The following is a 20,763-nucleotide window of genomic DNA, read 5'->3' on the forward strand; positions in this document are numbered from 1 at the left end:
CGGCAAGGTGGACGTGGAAGTGAGCCTGCCGGGCGATGCCAAGGCCGGGGACACCCTCAAGGTGAGCGGCCAGGCCGACCGCCTGTTGACCGATGCCGACATCACGGCGGGCAAGGTGGGTTACGAGTTTGACCGTCCGGCGGACGGCGTGACGCTGACCGTGACCGCCACCATCGTGGACGCGGCGGGCAACGTCTCGCTGCCGGGCAGCGACAGCGCCACCATGGGCGACACCACCGCCACTGCGGCACCGACCGTGGTTATCGTGGATGATGCCAACAACGACCAGATGCTGACCAAGGCCGAGATTGGCAATGATCAGATCCAGGTACGCGCCGGGATCAATCACGCAGACCTGGTTGCGGGTGGCAAGGTGACGCTGACCATCAACAATGGTGGGGTGAACAGCACTGTCCAGTTGACGCTCAAGGCCGATGGCACCCTGCTGGCAAGCAATGGCAAGAGCTACGGCTATCAGAATGGCACCATCAGCTGGACGGAAACGACCCCGGCCAACGGCAAGTCGTTGACGGTGACGGCGACCCAGACCGACAAGGCGGGCAACGTCTCCCTGCCGGGCAGCGACAACGCGCAGATCCTGAATGAAGCGCCGGAGACTGCGAACAAGCAGGCAAACGGTCAGGAAGATGCCGCCAGCATCGCCATTCCGACCCTCAGTGGCAGCGACATCGATGGCAACGTGGTGAGTTTCACCATCAAGAGCCTGCCTGCCAACGGCATCCTCTATCTGAACGGGGTGGCTGTGACGGTGGATCAGAGCATTGCGGTGGCGGACGCCGGCAAGCTCACCTTCACTCCGAATGCGAACTGGAACGGCAACATCACCTTCAACTATGCGGCGGTAGACAACGACGGCGCCGTGGATGCGAGTCCCGCAACCGTGACCATCAAGGTGGATGCGGTCAATGATCTGCCGACGCTGACCATCTCCAATGGGGCTGTCGTCTCCGAAGAGGGGCTGGCAAACGGTATTGCCGACACGGTCGGCAACCCGGATACCACCAACGCCATCAAGGCGTCCGGTACCCTCTCGGTGGGCGACATCGACAGCAGCACGCTCAGCATCTCCCTGAACGGACCGGCCGGGCTGACGTCCGGTGGGGCCAAGGTCCAGTGGAGCTGGGATGCGGGCAGCAAGACGCTGGTCGGCTACACGGGGGCGATTGGCGGCGCCGATTACAAGGCGGTGGTCGAAGTCAAGCTGACGGCACCCAATGCCAGCGGCAAGGGAGAGTGGACCTATGACGTGACCCTAAAGGGCCCCCTCGACCACGGGGATACGACCTCGGAAGACAAGTTGTCGTTCCAGCTGGACGTGGAAGTCTCCGATGGCAGCGGTGTCACCAAGGGCAAGCTGGATGTCAGCGTCGAGGACGACTCCCCCATTGCTGGCAACAGCGATGCCGTTTCCGTGGTGAAGACCGATATTCCGAATGTGCTGACCGGGCTCTTCGACCTGACCAAGTACAGTGGCAACCAGAGCACACTGAACATGGCGGGCTTTACCATCAGCGCCCTGGGCTTCAAGTCGGCAACCGATTCCTCACTGGTAACGGCGGAGGTCAACGGCTCCAGCTCGGGGCTGGGGGTGGCCAGCGGTGCTGCGCCTTATCACAACCTTGCCAACGAGATTGACTTCCGTCACTTTGCCGACGGATCGTCTGCCTCCGAGCAGCTGATCGTCAGGCTGGATGCGGGCAAGGTTGCCTACGGTGCCAACATCAAGTTCAGCAAGATGTTTGGCGGCGAGCTGGAGAGCGGGGTCGTGGAGTTCTACCGAGACAACGTATTGATTTCCACACTTTCATTCAGATCGGATGCAGCGGGCGGAGAGTTCAACCAGAACTTCCAGGTGCAGCAGGGTGGCTTCGATACCATGGTGATCAAGGCGACCAATAACGGCAACATCAATACCAAAGACAACAGCGACTTTACCGTCAAGTCTATCGAGTTTCTGGGGGCTGATACGCCGCAGGCAATTGCCTATGGTTCGGGTACGGTTGCACCGCAATGGGGTGCTGATGGCAAGGGGCATATAGCGCTTTTGGGATCCAATGAAGTGGGTTTGATGACAGCTACTGGTAAAGAGATCTCAATTTCCAGCAAAGCAGGTCTACCCAATACCCTGTATGGCGAAGCCAGTGACGGCACTTTGGTGTTCAGGTTGGAGTTCACCCCAGCCACTGGCAAGTGGGAGTTCTTCCAGTACCAGCGCATGTCCAAACCCCTGGGTGATGGTGACATCGACTTCCAGATCCGGGTGGTGGATGGTGACGGTGACGCCAGCATTGGTTCCTTCGCCACCAAGCCTCTCTTCACGCCGCTGGTTCAGGGTGTCTTCAGCGAGAGCGTGACTGAAGGGGGCAACCTGTTGCACAAGGTCACCTTGTCCGATGCGACCCAGGAAGCGACCGAATACGATTTCGCCATTCGCGGATCGGGCAACAACCCCGCATCCTACCAGGACTGGGGCAATGCCCAGTTCAGCAACGGCGTGACCTACAACAGCACCACCGGCAAGATCACGGTACCGGCGGGCGTGACAGACTTCACGGTGACCATCCCGACGGTAAACGATCGCCTGGTCGAGACGAACGAGACCCTCTCGGTGACCATCGGTGGTCAGAGCGGGACCGGTACCATAGTGGACAACGATCGGGCGCCGACGGCGGCTGGCGGCCACAGCACCGGTGCCGAAGATCAGCCCCAGGTCCTGACCTGGGCCCAGTTCGGTGCCAGCGATGATCAGGACGCGACTGATCTCGGGGTGCAGATCAACACCCTGCCGCTGAACGGTACCCTCGAATACCTCAATGCGGCTGGGCAGTGGGTTGCGGTGCAAACCGGATCCCTCATCTCCTATGCCGAGGTGAACGCAGGCCATCTGCGCTTCGTGCCAGGTCTGAACGAATCGAGCACCCATGCCGCCAACGGCAACGGCGCTGTGGTCGGCAACATGAAGGGCGACTATGCCAGCATCGGCTATCAGATAAGCGACGGTGCCAACCTCAGCAACGGCAGCAAGCTGGTGATCGACGTGGCGGCGGTGGCCGACAAGCCGACCGTCAACCTGAGTCTGGTGGGCAACGGTATTCCCCTTTACAACCTGAGCTTCCCGAGCGCGGGGATCACCACGGGCCAGTTCCAGTCCGGCAACTTCGACAAGGGGGCCCTGGGGATCACCAAGACCCTGACCGATAGCACTTCTAGTAAGGACTCCGTGGTGGGCGGTGATGGCAACGACTACATCGTGAGCCAGAAGGGGGGCGGCGACCACTTCGTCGGTGGCAACGGCAATGACGTGCTGGTCGGTGGCAACTCAGTGTCGGGCGATACCCTCGACGGCGGCGTTGGAAATGACATTCTGGTCGCTGGGTTGGGTGGCGATACTCTCTATGGCGGTGCTGGTGATAAAGATATCGCTGTACTGTCCGGCAACCGTGCCGACTACGCCATCACAAAGGGCAGCGGATACTCGATCAATGATCGCTGGTTCAACTTCTCGGTCACGGAGAAGGGGGTCGGTATCACCAAGGCGCTGCACGACGTGGAGTATGTCCAGTTCGCCGACGGTGTCTACCAGATCAATCAGGATACGGGCGTGCTGACCCTGGTGCAGCCGGTGGTGGTCGACTACCCGCTGGAGGTGAGCGCCTCCCTGAGCGATCGGGATGGCAGCGAAGTGCTCGACAGCCTGGTACTGAGCGGGATGCCGAAGGGTGCTGCACTCTACAGCGGTAGCCAATTGCTGGGAACCGTCGGGGTTGATGGCAAGCTTACCCTCACCGCCAACAGCGGTCTGTGGAGTGAGATCGCGCTGGATGTGAAGTTGAGCGGACTGACGCTGCGAGTGCCGGGCAGCAGCGCCGGTCGGGTGGATCTCAAGGTGGAGGCGATCACACGCGAGTTGTATTCGGAGTCGTCAAACACCGCCAGCGACGAAGACAGTATCCGTCTGAGCTACTTCAATGCCACCGAAGGGGAGCCGGGCAACCAGGACCAGACCTATGGCAGTGAGCACAATATCGTTGTGGGGGATCTGGATGGCAGCGTTGTGCTGCCGGGTCAGAACTACAACATTGCCTTCATCGTTGATAGTTCCGGTAGTATCGGTGACGACGCGATAGAGACGATCCGCACACAACTGGAGAAGGTCTTTACCAGCCTCAAGACCAGTGCGGGCACTGACAATGCGGGTACCGTCAATATCTTCCTTGTGGATTTCGATACCACGACCCATGGCAGTGTCAGCGTCAATCTGACCGATAGCGGGGCATTAAAGACCTTGCTTGATGCCCTCAAGGGGATGTCCGCCGACGGTGGCACCAACTATGAGGCCGCATTCAGCAAGGCGGCGGACTGGTTTGCCGCAAGCACGGCGACAAGCAATGTGGATGCGAAGAACCTGGCCTACTTCATCACCGATGGCGAGCCGACCTTCTATGATCTCGGCACCACCACTAGGCTCCGTGATGTGAAGATCATCGACAGGGCTTTTGCCAATGACGACTATCTCAACGCTACTTCTTTGAACCTCAACAATTATGTGCTCGGCAATACCGTGGCCTATAGCGGTCTCGAAGTGGTCAACAGTAAAGGGGAAGTGATCAAGTGGACTCAAGTATGGGGTGGTTGGTCGGGGACCACGGTGGGAGTTATCGTCAAGGGCAGCAACGGCCAGAACCAGATCCAGCTGCTGGGCGGGGATGGGCGAAACAGCACCGATGAGGTTCGGGCCGACGCCTTGTTGGGTTACCAGCTGTTGACCGCAAAAGGGGTGACCGTCGAGGCGATCGGATTGGGTAATAACATTTCCTATAACGATCTCAAGTCCTACGACTCTGACGGTGTCATCATGACCGGCGTCAATGCTAGCGACTTGGCCAACACCATCTTGGGTAGCTCCGTCAACAACAAGCCGGGCAGTGACCGGATCGATGGCGGTGCGGGCGACGATATCCTGTTTGGCGACGCAGTACGCTTCACCGGCATCAGCGGGGAAGGGTATGCGGCCATCAAGCAGTATGTGAGCGGCAAGCTGGGGGCAGGGTCGGTGACCGATGCCCAGGTGCACGCCTACATCACGGATCACGCCAGCGAGTTCGATCAGTCGTCGGCCAATGACAAGGGTGACACCCTCCTCGGTGGTGATGGCAATGACATCCTGTTCGGTCAGGGGGGTGATGACTTCCTGTACGGCGGTGCCGGCAACGACACCCTGTTCGGTGGTAGCGGCAACGACACCCTCTATGGGGAAAGCGGCAACGATCGCCTCTATGGCGGCAGTGGCAACGACACCCTCTATGGCGGTACCGGCAACGACATATTGAGCGGCGGGCTGGGCAACGACATCCTGATCGGGGGGGCCGGCAACGACATCCTCATGGGGGATGCAGGTGCTGATACCTTCACCTGGCTGAAGGGGGATACCGAGGCTGGCAAGGTGGCCAAGGACTACATCGTCGATTTCAGCAAGTCGGAAGGGGACAAGCTGGATCTGAGCGACTTGCTCGACAGCGATGGCAGCAAGAGCGAGAGCTCCCTGAAGAGCCTGCTCTCGGTGTTCCAGGACAGCGAAGGGGTGCATCTGCAAGTCAAGGAGAGCAGTGCCGCGCCGGTGACCCAGGAGATAGTGCTGATGAACCACACCTTCGACACTCTGACGGGCGGTTCAGGGACGACTGCCAACCAGGTGATCGACTTCATGTTGCAAAACAACATGTTGGATATCAACAAGTAACAGCCAAGCGGGCTGGGCAAAAGCGGCAGAGCAATCTGCCGCTTTTTTTTATGGGGGATTTTTGGGTGGATGGACGCAGACGAGGGGGAGGGCAATGCAAGGAGAAGATAAAAAAGGGCGCCCTTCAAGAGAAGGGCGCCCGGGGTAGACGGGATGATTGCCAGAGGATCAGGCGTTGACCCCTGCCAGGCGGGAGCCGCGCTGGAAGCAGTTGGCCAGCAGCAGCAAGGTGGTGACACCGACGGTGCCGAGCACCAGCCAGGGCAACCAGGGTTGCCCCTGGGCCATGGCGTAGTCGTGCAGGGCACCGCCCCCCACGTAACCCGTCATGCCCCCGAGCGCCAGCCCCAGTCGGCTGAAGCCCATGTAGCTGCCCCGCGCCCCCGGTTGTGCCAGCTTGGTCATCAGGGTTTCCCGCGCCGGCTCGGCGATGACGATGCCGAGATAGAAGCAGGCGAGCAGCAGGAAGACGGCGGGCAAGGTGGTGGTAAAGGCCACCAGCCCGATCCCCGTGGTCATCAGCAGCACCCCCGCCATCAGGCGGTTCTCCAGCTTGAAGTGGCGCTCGCCGAACCGGGCAAGGGGGTAGAGCAGGGCCAGGGAGATGGCCGTCTCCAGGGTATACATCCAGCCCACCGCCGTGGTGCTGCCCGCCATCTGTTTGACCAGAATGGGGAAGATCAGCATGACCTGCACCCAGAGCGCGTAGTAGCCGCTTAAGATCAGCACCAGTCGGCAGAAGGCCTTGTCCGCCAGCACCTGGCCGAGGCCGTCCCGGATCGGCGTCGGGCGCACCGAAAGCTTGTAGGGGGGCAGGATCAGCAGGTTGCACAGGGCGGCGCAGACGAACAGGCCGGCACCCAGCAGGCAGACATATTCAAAATCGAAGTTGAGCAGCCAGCTGCCGAGCAGGGCTCCCACCACGGCGCCGGCGCTCTCCAGCATCATCAGCAGGGAGATGTAGCGACCCCGCTCCCGTGGCCGGGTGAACTTGATCACCAGGGCGGCGCGGGGGGGATCGAACAGGCAGCCACCCAGCCCCGAGATGATGCAGGAGAGGATCAGCTCCAATCCGCTCTGGGCATAGGCCAGGCTGGCAAACCCCAGCGCCCGCAGCAGCATGCCGCAGACGATGAGGGGGCGCGCCCCGAACTTGTCGGCGAGGGAGCCGCCAAAGACCCCCAGCCCTTGCTGGGTAAGCTGACGCAGCCCCAGTGCCAGTCCGACCACACCGGCGGCCCAGCCCAGTTGGTCGACGAAGCGCAGGCTGATCATGGGCATCACCACGAAAAAGCCCAGGATCACCAGCAGGGAATCCAATGCCAAGAACCACCGCCCCAACCGCCTCGCCCGATCCACCATGACCCTGATACCTCTGTTTGCTTCGCTGATATTGTTGTCTTTCTTGCCCGAACGGCGCCGTCACCAAACAGAGCCAAGGGGGATGACAACTCCCTGGCTCGGTGGCGTTCAGCCGGTTCATGACGATTGATGCTGCTATTCTGGTGGGGCTCCAGATATAGTGGTAGCCGACAACTGGCTATATTTCATATTGGATTTGGTTATGGCTATGACCCTCGACGATTTGCAACTGCTGCTGGATGTGGCCAACCGTGGCAGCTTCAGCAAGGTGGCCGCCATTCGCGGCTGGTCACAACCCATGGTGAGCCAGCGCATTGCCGTGCTGGAGCAGGAGCTGGGCCAGTCCCTGTTCCGTCGCCATCGTCGGGGGGCCACCCCGACCCCGGCCTGCGAGCAGTTTCTGCCTGCCGCGACTGCGGCCCTGAGCGCACTGGAAGGGGGGCGGCTGGCGATGCAGGGGGCGCCTGCATTGCCGCGGATCCGGCTTTCCTGCCTCCCCTCTCTGACCACGGCGGTGTTCGGCCCCCTGCTGCTGGCCCTGGTGGACGAGACCTTCGAGATCCGCTGCAACACGGATCACTCTGGCATCATCATGCAGGAGTTGCTGACCGGCGAGACCGACGTGGGCTTCATTCTCAAGTGCCCTGCCATCGCGGGCATCCAGCTCGAACTGCTTTACCGTTCCCCGATCATCGCCGTGGCCTGCGCCACCCACCCGCTGGCCGGGCGGCAGGGGCTGACCCTGCAGGACATTGCCAACGAGCGGCTGGCGCCCCAGCAGTGGGGGACGGGCTGCGACGAGCTGATCCTGCAGTTGCGTCTGCTGCGCCAGGTGGCGAGCCCGCTGCACGCCATCCAGCCAGCGAGTGCGGCACGGGAGCTGGCGCTGGAGCACGGCTTCATCACCCTGATGCCGGCGCTCGCCATCACTCGGGATCTGGAGTTCGGTCGCCTGGTGAAGCTGGACGTGGTGGATCTGCCACCGGATCACTGGGACGTGATGATGGCCTGGCGCAGCGGCAAGCGCCCCAATCCCGCCAAGGAACGGGTGCTGGAGGCGGCCCGTACCCTGGCCCGGCGCTGGTCGGGCAAGCGGACATAAAAAAGCGCCGGACCAGGCCGGCGCTCTTCGCTTATTCCCCTTGATGCCCGCTCAGACTCAGTAGCTGGCCTTGAGGGTGACGCCGGAGAAGGCGCTGAACCCGCTCAGCTGCACGTGCCAGGTCCCCGCCTTGGGGGCGTTCAGGGTACAGGTTTCGGCATTGCCGCTCTTGTAGGGGCGGCAGTCATAGCTGCTGGCGGTCGGTGCGCTGCCGAACTTCACGTAGAGATCCGCATCCCCGCTGCCGCCGCTGCTGGTCACCACCAGCTGGCTTCTGCCGGCGGGCACCTCGACGGTGAAGTTCAGCTTGCCCCCCTTGGCGGCGGTGAGATTGCTCACCGGTACCCCGTTTTGCAGCACGCTGCCCGGTTGGGGCGTGGTGCCGCCGCAGGTGGCATTGACCCCGACGGCGGTGAAGGCGGCTGCCACGTCGCTCACGCTGTAGCCGAGATCCGTGGCAGCCCTGGTTACCCCGCACGCCCCCTGATCGAAGGTGGTGTTGGGGCCCCAGTAGAGGCGGTTGGCCAGCACGAACACCTCGAACGCCTTGCGGGTTTGCCAGCCGCTGGTGTTGGCCAGCAGGTAGAAGGCGCGGTTGTAGACCCCGGAGCTGTGGTGCACGTCGATGCCGTCATAGTAATCGCTGGCGTGGCCGATGGACTTGCCGTCCCGGGCCGGGTCCTCGAAGTAGCGCAAGGAGCCGTTGCCCTTGAAGATCTGGGCCCCCACCAGCCAGTCGTTGCTGCCCTTCATGTAGTATTCGGCCGCTTCCCCCGCCATGTCGGAGAAGGCCTCGTTGATGCCGCCAGACTGACCGGAGTAGACCAGTCCTGAGTTCTGCTCGGTGAAGCCATGGCTCACCTCGTGGGCCGCCACATCCAGGCTCACCAGCGGATAGAAGGTGGTGGCCCCGTCGCCGAAGGTCATCTGGCTGCCGTCCCAGAAGGCGTTCTCGTAGTTGCGGCTGTAGTGCACCCGCATCTTGAGCTTGAAGCTCAGCGGCGCCGTGTTGTACCAGTTGCGGTACATGTCGAACACCACGTTGCCGAAGTAGTGGGCATCGTTGAGAGGGGAATAGGCACCGTTGATCTCCTTGACCGTGTTCTCCGGGCAGGTGAACTGGTGGATGGTGCCCCCCGTGGTGCCGTGATTCATGTTGAGGGTGTCCACGTTGGTCCCCGTCATGCGGCAGTTGTCATCCACCTGCAGGGGGCCAAAGTCGGCGCCGTAGAAATACTTGCCGGTCTTGACGTTGCCCCCCGGGCCGGTAGCGTCCTTGTGGTTGATCCCCTCCCAGCGTTTGAGCTCGCTGCCGGTCTGGGCGTCGATCATCACGAAGGGGCGGCTCGGTTCCTTGCTGGCGGCGAGCCAGGAGACCAGATAGACCAGTCTGGCCTGGCCGGTCTCATCCTGCATCACGAACAGCTTGACCTGTTCGTTGCTCCCCTTGGCACCGCTGCGAGCCTGGCGTGCGGCGTCGCTGGCGGAGAGGGCAACGGCCGGGCCCGTCAGGTCGGCATCGATCTTGCGCAGCATGGTGCCGGACACCTGATTGACCTGGCCCCCCAGCGCCTGATCGGCCACCAGAACCTGGCCCCACACCGGAATCCCCTGCCAGGTCTGCTCATAGCGTATCCGCTGCTGGCCATTGGGCAGCGTCACCGCCCGCACCTTGCGAAACTCGCCATCCCCGGCGCCAAGGGCGCCAATCTTGGCGGCGCCACTCACCGCACCGGCCAGGTCGGAGACCTGGTTCACTTCCACCTGTTCTGCCGCCATGGCGGCGCTTCCCCAGCAGGCCAGCATGACGGCCAAATAGACTTTGTTCATCTCGTCTTTCCTTAGTCGATGAAGATTACACGCCGGGTCCGTTGCCCGGCGCTCTTACACTAGTGGGAAGGGGGAAAATAACGGCCTGTCATTTGTCACAGGGCAGCGAAAACAGGTAGCACGATTCACTTTTACAGCGCCAATCATCCACAAATACTGGTAATGGCAGCATGTTGAACCGCTGCGAGGGGTGATTGATGGCCTGGGGGCAAGGTGCCCGCATGGGGATCGCCATATGGGGGTTGCCAGCGGGGAAGCCGGTTGAAAAGTCCTTGGCAAACAAGGGATTGATTGACTACATTGGCTCCCATGACGGCAGATGGCCGGAGTGGAACCGGGGAGGAGTGGCGATGTTTTCATGGCAACTGGATGACGAGCTGGCGCTCCTGTTCCTGCAACCCGACATGGCCAGCGAGCTGTTTCGCCTCTGTCAGCGCAACCGCGATTACCTCTCCCAGTGGCTGCCCTGGGTGCCCCACATCCAGCAGCCCGCCGACAGCGCCGCCTTCATTCGCCACGCCATCGAGAAGTTTGCCCGGGGGGAGGGGCTGACCACGGCCATCGAGTATCAGGGGGAGGTGGTCGGCGTCATCGGTTACAACCAGATCGATCAGGATCTCGGCAAGGTGACCATCGGCTACTGGCTGGCGGAGCGCTGGCAGGGGCACGGCATCATCACCCGGGCCTGCCAGGCCTTGATCCATCACGCCTTCGAGGAGATGGGGATGGAGAAGGTAGAGATCAGCGCCGCCCTCGAGAACGAGGCGAGCCGGGCCGTGTGCGAGCGGCTGGGAATGACCCAGGAGGGGATCACCCGGCGGGCGGAGCGGCTGGCGGACAGGGTGGTGGATCATGTGCACTACGGCCTGCTGCGGGACGAGTGGCTGAGGCTGAGGGATCTCTGATGACCTTCCTGTCCGCTTCCAACCTCCTGAGGGTGAGATGACGACGCTGCCCCACATTGCCACCCCCCGTACCCGGCTGACCGTGCTGACCCCGGAGCGGGCCTGCCTGATGGTGGATTTCTATCTGCGCAATCGCGCCCACCTGTCCCCCTGGGAGCCCAGGCGGGAGGAGAGCTTCTACACCCTGGCTCACTGGCAGACCCGCTTGCGCGACGGTTACGGCCACTATTTCGAGGGCAGTGCCGTGCAACTGGTGGCGCTCGATCCCAGGGGGGAGCGGGTGCTCGCCACCTGCAATTTCACGAACATTGTGATGGGCATGTTCAAGGCGTGCCACCTGGGCTATGCCATCGACAAGGAGCACGAGGGGCAGGGCCTGATGCAGGAGGTGGTGGCCGCTGGCATCGATCACCTGTTCCGGGAGCGGGGCCTGCATCGCATCATGGCCAGCTACATGCCCGCGAACCTGCGAAGCGGCGCGCTCCTCGAACGGCTGGGGTTCGAGCAGGAGGGATACGCTCGGGACTATCTGATGATCAACGGCCGCTGGGAGGACCACGTCCTCACCGCGCTCATCAATCCCGCTGGCTAGCAGAGCCGTTGTCGAAAGGGGGGCTGGCGGGTGACCGCCATCGCTTTTTCACTGCAAGATCGCACTATCTGTACGCCTCTCATACCCCTGGGGATAAAAGCGTGTAAAATTGCGCCCTGAATTTTCCCGGCCGGCAGACGCAGGCCGCGACTCCATACATGCAAGGCAGACATTGTGACAGAAGTAGATAGATTCGCGGACATTCGCCCCTATCGCGATGAAGAAGTACCGGCTGCCATCGAGCGGCTGATCCAGGATGACGAGTTTATCGGCGCCATCGCCAAATACCGCTTCGGTTCCCTGATGAGCTGGCTGGGTTGGGCCATTCGCCCGCTGATCCGCCAGTTCCTGCGCCACAAGTGGGCCAAGGTCAGCACCATCCATCAGGTACAGATGGGGGTGACCCGCTACATGACCCGGATGATCGCCACCTCCACCCAGGGAGTGAGCTTCTCCGGGCTCGAACACCTCAAGAAGGAGCAGGGCTACCTGTTCGTCTCCAACCACAGGGACATCGCCATGGATCCGGCGTTCGTCAACTGGGGGCTGCACACCCACGGGTTCGATACCGTGCGCATCGCCATCGGCGACAACCTGCTGCGCAAGCCCTGCGCCACCGAGCTGATGAAGCTCAACAAGAGCTTCATCGTCAAGCGCTCCGCCAAGGGGCCGCGGGAGATGATGAAGGCCCTCGGCGAGCTGTCGGCCTACATCGGCCAGTCGGTGCATGAGGGGCACTCCATCTGGATCGCCCAGAAGGAGGGGCGCGCCAAGGACGGGGATGACAAGACGGATCCGGCCATCCTCAAGATGTTCTACGTGGACGGCAAGAAGCAGAAGATCGAGTTCGTCGACTACATGCGCAGCCTCAACATCGTGCCGGTGAGCATCAGCTACGAGCTGGATCCCACCGACAAGGCCAAGGCGCGCGAGCTCTACGAGAAGTCGGTCAACGGCAGCTACGAGAAGGGCGAGTTCGAGGACATCGAGAGTATCGTCGCGGGCATCGTCGGCCAGAAGGGGCGGGTACACGTCTCCTTCGGCGCCCCCATCACCGAGGGCTTCAGCGATCCGGACGAGCTGGCGGCGCTCATCGACAAGGCGATCTGGAGCAGCTATCGCCTCTTCCCGGGCAACTACCTCGCGGCGGATGTGCCCGGCAAGGCCAGCACCATAGAGCAGAGCGCCTTCCTGACTCGCCAGTCCGAGGTGCCACAAGAGCACAAGGCCATCTGGCGCGCCATGTACGCCAAGCCGGTGGAAAACGCCGGCAAGGTTTGAATGGCACCGCTTTTGAGCGGGTGATGGAAAAAAACGGGAGCAGATGCTCCCGTTTTTGCGTCTGGTCAAAGTCGGGGGAGATTGGGTAGTGAATAATATTGTTTCAACTGGTACGATCATCGGGTGAATGGGCGAGTATCTCTTGGCAGGGGCGGACGAGTATGCAACAGTGACTCGGCGCCATCGGCTTGGAAGCGACAGCGCCCCCGTCTGCACGGATGGCAGACGAGACGATAAAAGGACCTTCAATGGTCCTTTTTCATTGGTGCACAAAGATAGACCACAGATATACCTAAGGATGCGAACCTCATGATCACCGGCAGTCTGGATACCTTGCAACGCACCCCCTTGCCCGCCCCCCTGAACCGTATCGTGGCCGAGGTGGTGCAAAGCGTCGAACGCTGGCTGCACGCCCCCCTCGGCAAGCAGGAGGTCGACGGCCTCACGCTGTTCTGCCTGGTGAGCGAGGATCTGACAGAGCCGGTGGCGGATCGCCGGGGCGAGTTTCATGAGCAGTATCTGGACATCCAGCTGCTGCTGCGCGGCGAGGAGTGGATCGGCGTGGGCCCTCACGCCTACAGCCGGGACGGTGCCGACCATCCTCACCCCGATCTCTGGTTCGTCGATGATGAGCAGACCAGTTATCTGGCGTTGCAGCCCGGCGACTTCGCCATCTTCTGGCCGGGAGAACTGCATCGCCCCCTCTGTACCCTGACGACCCCAGGTCCGGTCAAGAAGCTGGTCGTCAAGGTTCACCAGTCGCTGCTGACCGGCGCCTGAGTGGCAACCGGGGCCTGAAGTCCCGAGTGATTGGGCCAACAAAGGCCCGTTGCGAATCGCTGATTCGACGCGCGCGCCAGACGAACGGTCTGCGCCCAACGATTTGAAAAATTGGACGCACCCTCCTGCGACCATAAGCCCCCGGCAGGGGAATCCCATCCATCGCTGGATGACACGACACTGTCGGCGTAAAGCCGAAGCACAGGAAGATGTAGAACATGAGCAAGTTGGTATTGATCCTTAACTGCGGTAGCTCTTCCCTGAAATTTGCCGTAATGGACGCTGAAACGGGCGAGGACATGCTGTCCGGCCTGGCCGAATGCTTCAATCTGGATGACGCACGTATCAAATGGAAACTCCACGGGGTCAAGGGCGACGCCATGCTGGGCGCCGGTGCTGCGCACCAGGAAGCCCTCGACCACATCGTGGGCCACATCCTGCCCCAGGATCCCGCCCTGGCCGATCAGCTGGTCGCCATCGGCCATCGCATCGTGCACGGCGGCGAGCAGTTCTCCCGTTCCGTTCGCATCGATGACGGCGTGATTGCCGGCATCGAAGCCGCTATTCCGTTCGCCCCCCTGCACAACCCGGCGCACCTCATCGGCATCCGTGCCGCCCTCAAGGTGTTCCCGGCCCTGGCCGACAAGAACGTGGCCGTGTTCGACACCGCCTTCCACCAGACCCTGCCAGAGGAAGCCTACCTCTACGCGCTGCCCTACAAGCTCTATCGCGAGAACGGCATCCGTCGTTACGGCGCCCACGGCACCTCCCACCGCTTCATCGCCGAAGAGACCGCCAAGGCGCTGGGCAAACCGCTCCATGAGCTCAACATCATCAACTGCCACCTGGGCAACGGTGCCTCCGTCTGCGCCATCAAGAACGGCGAGTCCGTCGACACCTCCATGGGGCTGACCCCGCTGGAAGGGCTGGCGATGGGCACTCGCTCCGGTGACATCGACCCTGCCATCGTCTTCTTCATGCACGACAACCTGGGTTACAGCGTGGACAAGATCAACCAGGTGCTGACCCGCGAATCCGGCCTGCTGGGCATGACCGAGGAGAGCAGCGACTGCCGCTACGTCACCGGCAACTACGCCACCGACGCCGGTGCCAAGCGCGCGCTGGATGTCTTCACCTATCGCGTTGCCAAGTACGTCGGTGCCTATGCTGCCGCCATGGATGGTCGCCTGGACGCCCTGGTGTTCACCGGCGGCATCGGCGAGAACGCCGCCATGGTGCGCGAGATGGTGCTGGCCAGACTGGCCCTGCTCGGCTTCAAGATCGACAAGGAGGCCAACAACGCCGCCGTGCTGGGCGGTGAAGGCCCCATCACCGTCGAAGGCAGCCGTCTGGCACTGGTGATGCCCACCAACGAAGAGCTGGTGATCGCCCGTGATGCCCTGAGCCTGGTCGGCTAAGGCACCCTCTGGTGATGACAACGCCCGGCTCCTGCCGGGCGTTGTCGTTTCGGCAATAGTGATCGGCCTGTCATTTGACATGGGGGACCAGATGCGTACCCTGACCGCTGTGTGATATTGCGGAGGTAACGATGAAAGAGATGTTTTTCAACTGGTTGTCAGGCCTGGGGGTCGATGTGACCCCCATGATGGCCCTGGTGATCGCCCTGGGGTTCATCGTGCTGACCGCCATGGTGCTGCACCTGGTGCTGCACCGCATCCTGCTGGTGCGCCTGGGGGGGCTGCTTGGCAAGACCAAGCAGATGTGGCTGCCGCCCCAGTTGCAGCAACGCCTCTTCTACCGGCTCGCCTTCGTGTTCCAGGGCGCCGTGCTGCTCGGTCAGGCGGAGATCTGGCTGCCCAAAGCGTCCGAGAGCCTGGCGCTTATCGAGTTGCTGGCCCAGCTCTGGATCCTGCTGTTCCTGCTGCTGGCCCTGTTCGCCCTGCTCGACTGCCTGCTCTCCCTGAGCCGCCATACCCGGCTTGGGCGGGATCTGCCCCTGCGCGGCATCTTCCAGGGGGTGAAACTGGTGGCCAGCATCCTGGTGGGCATCCTGATGATCGCCCTGCTGCTCGGCAAGTCGCCCCTCTTCCTGTTCAGCGGCCTGGGGGCCATGACCGCGGTCCTGATGCTGGTGTTCAAGGACCCCATCCTCGGCCTGGTGGCGGGTATCCAGCTCTCCGCCAACCGCATGCTGAGCGTCGGTGACTGGCTGCAGATGGACAAGTACGGGGCGGACGGCGAGGTGACCGACATCGGCCTCACCACGGTCAAGGTGTCGAACTGGGACAAGACCATCACCACCATCCCCACCTATGCCCTCATCTCCGACTCCTTCAAGAACTGGCAGGGGATGACCGAATCCGGCGGGCGCCGCATCAAGCGCAGCGTCAACATCGACATGACCAGCGTGCGCTTCCTCACCTCGCAGGAGCAGTTGCAGCTCAAGCAGGCCAGGTTGCTGGCACCCTACCTCAGCCGCAAGGAGCAGGAGCTCAGCAGCTACAACCAGCAGCTCAGCGATGCCATCAGCTGCCCCATCAATGGTCGCCACCTCACCAACCTCGGCACCCTGCGCGCCTATCTGGACGCCTACCTGCGGGCCCATGCGGGCATTCGCAAGGACATGACCCTGATGGTGCGCCAGTTGGCACCGACCACGGACGGCCTGCCGCTGGAGATCTACTGCTTCACGGCGACCACCGCCTGGGCCGAGTATGAAGGGATACAGGCTGATATTTTCGACCACATATTTGCGATAATTGAGCAATTCCATCTGCGTTTGCATCAGTCGCCAACCGGTTATGACATGCACAGTTGGAAAAACGGCTGATCCCGCTTATGGCAAGGTGCCGCGGCGCAGCGCGGCACCGTATTTAATCACCGACCCGTCAGCACGTGGCGGTTGAAATTTGCATGGCAGAGGAGAAAAATGGCGGCCTTCTCTTCGCCCCGGGCGCGCCCGTCGCCTCCGCGCTGGCCAGAGTGCTGAACCACCCCCTTTATCACAGGAAAGTTATGAAGCTCCTCCACAACACGGCGGCCGCACTGTGCTGCTCCCTGATCCTGGCCGCCATGCCCGCCCTCGCCATCGAATATGCCCTGCCCGCAGCCAACAGCCGCCTGGTGGGGGAGAACCTGGACTACGTGGTGTCCCCGGAAGAGGCGGGCCAACCCCTGGAAGCGGCAGCGGCCAGATTCCAGCTCGGCTTGACCAACATGCTGGAAGCCAACCCCAAGGCAGACCCCCTGTTGCTGCAGGCGGGCGAGAAGCTGGTCGTGCCGCACCAGCTGATCCTGCCGGATGCCCCCCGTGAAGGCATCGTGCTGAACGTCGCCGAGATGCGCCTCTACTACTACCCCAAAGGCAAGAAGGTGGTGGAAGTGCTGCCGATTGGCATCGGCCAGCTCGGCACCGACACCCCGGAAGACTGGGTGACCAGCGTGCAGCGCAAGAAGGCGGGCCCGACCTGGACCCCGACCGCGAAGATGCACGCCGAGTACGCCGCCCGTGGCGAGACCCTGCCTGCGGTCTGGCCGGCCGGTCCGGACAACCCCATGGGGCTGTTCGCGCTCTACATCGGCAAGATGTACGCCATCCACGGCACCAACGCCCAGTTCGGCATCGGCCTGCGGGTGAGCCATGGCTGCGTGCGTCTGCGCAACGACGACATCGAGTACCTGTTCAAGCAGGTCCCGGTCGGTACCCGCGTCCAGTTCGTGAACCAGCCCATCAAGGCCTCTGTCGAGCCGGATGGCCGCCGCTACCTGGAAGTGCACCAGCCCCTCTCCCGCAACCAGGAGGAGTTCAACTCCAGCCTGCCGGCCCCGCTGCCCATGTCCACCGCCGTGACCCGCTTCATCGCCCACGCGGACAGCGACTCCCAGCTGGTCAAGCAGGCCCTGGAGCAGCGCAGCGGCATGCCCATCGCCATCAACCGCTGATCCCGCCCGTCGGTATTCCGAGCCCCGGCCACTGTCGGGGCTTTTTTATGGCGCGGGGGAGGGGATCATCAGGGTAAACCCTTGGCAGATCGGGATAAAATCCGGCCTTATTGCAATTGAGTGGTTGCTTGGTTAGGTGTTAAACGTTTTACATGTGTTTTTTATTTGTTAAAAGTGGTTGTGGTCCGGCGATCTGCTGATTACTCTAGGCCGGTTTTTTTAAGGAAGAGTCCGTCGCAAGAACGGGCGCAGACGTCACATAACGGAGTTTTGAATGACAGCTAGCACCCCCATGCTCATCACCTTTCTGGTGTACATCCTCGGGATGGTATTGATCGGCTTCATCGCCTATCGCGCCACCCGTAACTTTGACGACTACATTCTCGGCGGCCGCCGGATGGGGAGCTGGGTGACCGCCCTCTCCGCCGGCGCCTCCGACATGAGTGGCTGGCTCCTGATGGGCCTGCCCGGCGCCGTCTTCATCGGCGGCATCTCCGAGAGCTGGATCGCCATCGGCCTCATCATCGGCGCCTACTTCAACTGGCGCTGGGTGGCCGGTCGGCTGCGGGTTCACACCGAGAAGAACCGCAACGCTCTGACCCTGCCGGACTACTTCACCTACCGCTTCGAAGACAAGAGCCGGGTGCTGCGCATCCTCTCCGCCCTGGTGATCCTGCTGTTCTTCACCATCTACTGCGCCTCCGGCGTGGTGGCCGGTGCCCGCCTGTTCGAGAGCACCTTCGGCATGAGCTATGACACCGCCCTCTGGATCGGTGCCGCGGCCACCATCACCTACACCTTCTTCGGCGGCTTCCTCGCGGTAAGCTGGACCGACACCGTGCAGGCGACCCTGATGATCTTCGCCCTCATCCTGACCCCGGTGTTCGTCATCATCGCCGTGGGCGGCATCGACACCGCCATGGTGCAGGTGGCGGCGCAGAACGCCAGCAACCTCGACATGTTCAAGAACCTGGACTTCATCGCCATCATCTCCCTGATGGCCTGGGGCCTGGGCTACTTCGGTCAGCCCCACATCCTGGCGCGCTTCATGGCGGCGGACTCCCACCACTCCATGGCCAGCGCCCGTCGCATCAGCATGACCTGGATGGTGCTCTGCCTGGGCGGCGCCGTGGCCATCGGTTTCTTCGGCCTGGCCTACTTCTCCACCTTCACCGAGCAGGCGGGCGGCGTGACCACCAACCCGGAGCGCGTCTTCATCGAGCTCTCCAAGATCCTGTTCAACCCCTGGATTGCCGGCGTGCTGCTCTCCGCCATCCTGGCGGCGGTGATGAGTACCCTCAGTTGCCAGCTGCTGGTCTGCTCCAGCGCCATCACCGAGGATCTCTACAAGCCCTTCCTGCGCAAGAACGCCTCCCAGAAAGAGCTGGTGTGGGTCGGCCGCGCCATGGTGCTGCTGATCGCCCTGGTGGCCATCGCCGTCGCCACCAACCCGGAAAACCGGGTGCTGGGGCTGGTGAGCTACGCCTGGGCCGGTTTCGGTGCCGCCTTCGGCCCCGTGGTGCTGCTCTCCGTGCTCTGGTCCCGCATGACCCGCAACGGCGCCCTGGCGGGCATGCTGGTCGGTGCCCTGACCGTCATCATCTGGAAGCAGTTCGGCTGGCTGGGTCTGTACGAAATCATCCCGGGCTTCCTGTTTGCCACCCTGGCCATCGTGCTGTTCAGCCTGCTGGACAAGGCTCCCTCCAAGGCCATGCAGGATCGCTTCGCAGAAGCCGAGCAGGAGTTCCAGAGCCCCATGGCAGACGCCATCGCGGCAAAATAACCCCCGCCTCGACGACAAAAGCCCCGCAACTGCGGGGCTTTTTAATGGGCAAAACATGCCCATGGCAGGGATTAGGCGGGACGCCTGCCCAGCCGCCGCACATCCTGGCGGGCGGCGGCTCCGGCCTGGCTGAGCCAGCGCTGGCGGGCCCCCTCATCCGAGGTGTGGACGGGCCCCAGATGCTGGCGGTGGGTCAGCCGGATGCCGCACAGCCCCAGCACCGGCTTGTCCAGGGTGCGCTCCAGGGGGGCACCCTGCCACCAGCGGTAATACCAGGGGGGGCTGTCCATGGTGAGCAGCAGGCGCGCCGTCTTGCCGGCGAGCAATTGCTCCGGGTGGGCCTTCCCCGGCTGGTAGCGAAAGGCGAAACCCGGCAGCAGGGTGCGATCCAGCAGCCCCTTGAGCCGGGCTGGCAGGTGGCCCCACCAGACGGGGGCGACGATCACCAGATGGTGGGCTTGCGTCAGGCTCTGCTGCACCGCCTGCAGATCGGACTCGAGGGGCTGCACCTCGTCATAGCCATGGTGAAGATCCGGCGCGAAGGCGAGCTCCCCCACGTGATGCAGGGTGACGCGCGCGCCCCTTTGCTCGGCGCTGCGGGCATACTCCCGGGCGAGGGCGTGGCAGAGGCTGTCGGGTTTGGGGTTGCCGTTGAGAACAAGCAGGTTGGGGGTCATGGTATGGCTCCTTGAAGTGAGCCCCCATTACACCCCTTGTCCCATGGGACAGAGTCAAGCCACCTTTTGCCCCCGATCCGCGGCGGCGGGATGATCCCGCCCGTCGGGGGATTGCCGCGCCGGGGCGCCATAGCGGCAGGGGTGCTGCGCCAGCAGCGTGGCGCACTGGCTCAAGCCCTGATGCTGGCGTTGCAGCCGGGCGACCTCCGCCTCGATCTGCGCCAGCTTGTCCGCGATAAGCTGCTCCACCTTCTGCCAGGGGAAGTGATCGAGGCTGGTGACGCCCGCGAGCAGGGGAACCAGCTCCCCGAGCTTGCAGCCAAGCCGCTGGGCCTCGCGGATAAAGCCGACCCACTCCAGATCCTCGGCCCGGTAGACGCGATACTTGCCGCGCCGCCTGGGCTTGGGCAGCAGCCCGAGCTGCTCGTAGAGACGGACCGCCTTTGGGGTGGTGCCCGCCAGCCGGGCAAATTCGCCGATATACATGGTGCTGCTCGCAAAGGGGGTGAAGGTACCCACTATAGGCCAGTGGCAGGTGGGAATGCATCCCCACGAGGGAGGGGCTATTTGGATTGACAGTGTAGTGGTCTAATCATTCCGGGATGACAGGGAACATCTACTTTGCCAAACAAGTCTGCTATCGAAATAATGGGTGTCCTAGGGAAGGTGCGAATAAGCGGGGAAATTCTTCTCGGCTGACTCAGTCATTTCATTTTTTCAGTTTGAGCCGATCTTTTCTCCCGTAAATGCCTTGAATCAGCCTATTTAGACCGTTTCTTCGCCATTT

Annotated in this window: 14 protein-coding genes; 10 read left to right on the top strand and 4 right to left on the bottom strand. The window is 62.5% G+C overall.

The window, feature by feature from the left end; translation table 11 throughout:
• The first annotated feature begins 7 nt into the window (after positions 1-7).
• Complete coding sequence (locus HKD46_RS19845; protein ID WP_409240933.1) at positions 8-5,761, top strand: type I secretion C-terminal target domain-containing protein; 5,754 nt, start codon at positions 8-10, stop codon at positions 5,759-5,761.
• A 168-nt stretch (positions 5,762-5,929) separates the two neighbouring features.
• On the opposite strand, the gene mdtH is transcribed toward HKD46_RS19845, so the two are convergent.
• Positions 5,930-7,123: a multidrug efflux MFS transporter MdtH gene (gene mdtH, locus HKD46_RS19850; RefSeq protein ID WP_171865864.1), complete on the bottom strand. Its 1,194-nt coding sequence runs from the start codon at positions 7,121-7,123 to the stop codon at positions 5,930-5,932.
• 202 nt (positions 7,124-7,325) lie between these two features.
• Here mdtH and HKD46_RS19855 point away from each other — a divergent pair, with 202 nt between their 5' ends.
• The gene (locus tag HKD46_RS19855; RefSeq protein WP_029314793.1) at positions 7,326-8,225 is read left to right on the top strand and encodes a LysR family transcriptional regulator; all 900 of its coding nucleotides are present in this window, start codon (positions 7,326-7,328) and stop codon (positions 8,223-8,225) included.
• Positions 8,226-8,282: 57 nt separating this feature from the next.
• Here HKD46_RS19855 and HKD46_RS19860 read toward each other — a convergent pair whose 3' ends face one another.
• Positions 8,283-10,055: a M4 family metallopeptidase gene (locus HKD46_RS19860; RefSeq protein WP_049636653.1), complete on the bottom strand. Its 1,773-nt coding sequence runs from the start codon at positions 10,053-10,055 to the stop codon at positions 8,283-8,285.
• Between the two features lie 350 nt (positions 10,056-10,405).
• On the opposite strand from HKD46_RS19860, the gene HKD46_RS19865 reads away from it, so the two are divergent.
• The 8 genes from HKD46_RS19865 to putP all read left to right on the top strand — a co-directional run bounded on the left by HKD46_RS19865 (position 10,406) and on the right by putP (position 19,299).
• Positions 10,406-10,960: a GNAT family N-acetyltransferase gene (locus tag HKD46_RS19865; RefSeq protein ID WP_171865865.1), complete on the top strand. Its 555-nt coding sequence runs from the start codon at positions 10,406-10,408 to the stop codon at positions 10,958-10,960.
• A gap of 37 nt (positions 10,961-10,997) precedes the next feature.
• Complete coding sequence (locus HKD46_RS19870; RefSeq protein WP_041212415.1) at positions 10,998-11,552, top strand: GNAT family N-acetyltransferase; 555 nt, start codon at positions 10,998-11,000, stop codon at positions 11,550-11,552.
• A gap of 174 nt (positions 11,553-11,726) precedes the next feature.
• The gene (locus tag HKD46_RS19875) at positions 11,727-12,833 is read left to right on the top strand and encodes a 1-acyl-sn-glycerol-3-phosphate acyltransferase (RefSeq protein ID WP_010675527.1); all 1,107 of its coding nucleotides are present in this window, start codon (positions 11,727-11,729) and stop codon (positions 12,831-12,833) included.
• Positions 12,834-13,142: 309 nt separating this feature from the next.
• Positions 13,143-13,613, top strand: a complete 471-nt coding sequence (locus HKD46_RS19880) for a YhcH/YjgK/YiaL family protein (protein WP_010675526.1) — start codon at positions 13,143-13,145, stop codon at positions 13,611-13,613.
• Between the two features lie 218 nt (positions 13,614-13,831).
• Entirely contained in the window at positions 13,832-15,031 is a 1,200-nt protein-coding gene (locus tag HKD46_RS19885) for an acetate kinase (RefSeq protein WP_010675525.1), read from the top strand.
• Positions 15,032-15,162: 131 nt separating this feature from the next.
• Positions 15,163-16,404 (top strand): mechanosensitive ion channel family protein, encoded by a 1,242-nt coding sequence (locus HKD46_RS19890; RefSeq protein ID WP_171865866.1) that lies wholly within the window; start codon positions 15,163-15,165, stop codon positions 16,402-16,404.
• 185 nt (positions 16,405-16,589) lie between these two features.
• Positions 16,590-17,516: a L,D-transpeptidase family protein gene (locus tag HKD46_RS19895; protein WP_010675523.1), complete on the top strand. Its 927-nt coding sequence runs from the start codon at positions 16,590-16,592 to the stop codon at positions 17,514-17,516.
• A gap of 274 nt (positions 17,517-17,790) precedes the next feature.
• Positions 17,791-19,299 (top strand): sodium/proline symporter PutP, encoded by a 1,509-nt coding sequence (gene putP / locus HKD46_RS19900; RefSeq protein WP_171865867.1) that lies wholly within the window; start codon positions 17,791-17,793, stop codon positions 19,297-19,299.
• A 71-nt stretch (positions 19,300-19,370) separates the two neighbouring features.
• On the opposite strand, the gene HKD46_RS19905 is transcribed toward putP, so the two are convergent.
• Together HKD46_RS19905 and HKD46_RS19910 are read right to left on the bottom strand one after the other, a co-directional pair.
• On the bottom strand, positions 19,371-19,976 hold the full coding sequence (locus tag HKD46_RS19905) for an NAD(P)H-dependent oxidoreductase (protein ID WP_171865868.1): 606 nt from the start codon (positions 19,974-19,976) through the stop codon (positions 19,371-19,373).
• A gap of 54 nt (positions 19,977-20,030) precedes the next feature.
• Positions 20,031-20,462 (bottom strand): MerR family transcriptional regulator, encoded by a 432-nt coding sequence (locus HKD46_RS19910; RefSeq protein WP_171865869.1) that lies wholly within the window; start codon positions 20,460-20,462, stop codon positions 20,031-20,033.
• Positions 20,463-20,763 lie beyond the last annotated feature (301 nt).

Source organism: Aeromonas sp. TW 6 (assembly GCF_013168745.1).
Taxonomy (GTDB): domain Bacteria; phylum Pseudomonadota; class Gammaproteobacteria; order Enterobacterales; family Aeromonadaceae; genus Aeromonas; species Aeromonas caviae.